The sequence below is a fragment of the Peribacillus sp. P4_C12 genome (genome assembly GCF_056402095.1).
The window spans coordinates 1-1582 of record NZ_JBFUIB010000706.1; the positions used below are offsets into that span (position 1 = coordinate 1).

2 protein-coding genes are annotated in these 1582 nt (G+C 37.9%); both read left to right on the forward strand.

The features are described 5' to 3' along the window. A partial coding sequence (gene cls, locus AC1DUW_RS28210; protein WP_477644102.1) for a cardiolipin synthase occupies positions 1-740 on the forward strand: 740 nt, incomplete at its 5' end. Positions 741-822: 82 nt separating this feature from the next. Continuing rightward, positions 823-1572: a (S)-benzoin forming benzil reductase gene (locus AC1DUW_RS28215; protein WP_477644103.1), complete on the forward strand. Its 750-nt coding sequence runs from the start codon at positions 823-825 to the stop codon at positions 1570-1572. Positions 1573-1582 lie beyond the last annotated feature (10 nt).

Sequence of the window (1582 nt, forward strand, 5' to 3'; positions counted from 1 at the left end):
GCTTTAATGTCGGAGATGAATATTTGGGGCTTAATCCAAAGTTCGGTTATTGGCGTGATACACACCTTAGAATAAAGGGATCTGCGGTCAAAGCCATTCAAACTCGTTTTATTCTTGATTGGAATCAGGCATCAAAAAATCATGATATTATTTATCAGCCACATTATTTTCCTAATTTGAAGCCTCAGGGTAATATTGATTTGCAAATTGTGACAAGTGGTCCTGATTCTGAATGGGAACAAATAAAAAATGGCTATATTAAATTAATTTCTTCAGCAAAGAAATCGATTCTGATTCAAACACCTTACTTTATACCGGATGCTAGTTTATTGGATGCACTCCGGATTGCCAGCTTGTCAGGGCTGGATGTGAAAATCATGATTCCTAATAAACCTGATCATCTTTTCGTTTATTGGGCAACAACCTTTAATGCAGGGCAGTTATTAAGAGCGGGAGCTAAGGTATACATCTATGATAAAGGTTTTATACATGCGAAAATGATTGTTGTGGACGAAGAGGTCTCTTCGGTCGGTACTGCTAACATTGATGTCCGGAGTTTTAAATTGAATTTTGAAGTCAATGCCTTTATTTATGATGAAGGAATGGCCGAAACGCTGACGAAAAATTTTTATAATGATGTAGAAGTTTGTAGACAACTAACAATTGAAGAGTTTGAAAAACGTTCAAAGTGGATTCGTTTTAAAGAGTCCATAGCAAGGCTGTTATCACCCATTTTATAATTTTTATACGGAGCAGCCAAACACTATACAGGCTGCTTCTTTTGGTACAATAAATAATAATCAATGAAAGGGAGGATTTGTGGTGAAGACTTTTATAATCACAGGAGCTTCGAGAGGATTAGGTGCAGCTATTGCTGAGCAATGCTTGAAGAAGAGTGACCATTGTATTTTATTATCCCGTACATCTCATCCTGAAATGGTGGAAATAGCTGCTCAATTCGGAACAAAACTTACTTTTATTTCCGTTGATTTAAATGAAATTGAGCAGCTTACTTCGTTAGTCAATAAGATTCTTGAAGAGGTCGATGAAAAAAGCGAGATTTACTTTGTTAATAATGCTGGTGTAATTGAACCAATCAAGCCGGTAGGAAATCTGGGACAGGAAAGTTTGGAAACCAGCATGCGAGTAAATTTTATGGCACCAGTAGTATTAGCAGATGCATTCGTTAAGCGAACAAAGCATTGGGACCGAAAGAAGGTTATGGTTAACATTTCTTCAGGAGCAGCGAAAAATCCCTATCATGGCTGGGCTGCCTACTGTAGTACAAAGGCGGGACTTGAAATGTTCACCCGTGTTGCAGGATTGGAACAGGATAAGGTGCCTTTCCCTATGACTCTCATATCTTTTTCACCAGGTGTAATGGACACAGGGATGCAAGAAACAATTCGTTCAGCTAATGAACAGGACTTTTCCGACAGGGAAAAATTTCATGACTATAAAGAAAAAGGCACTCTAAGAAGCCCAGAATTCGTTGCGGAAAAACTATTGGAGCTACTCGAAGTGGATGAGTTGGAAAATGGAAAGTTTTACGATATTAAAAGTTTACTTTGAGGTATAGAAG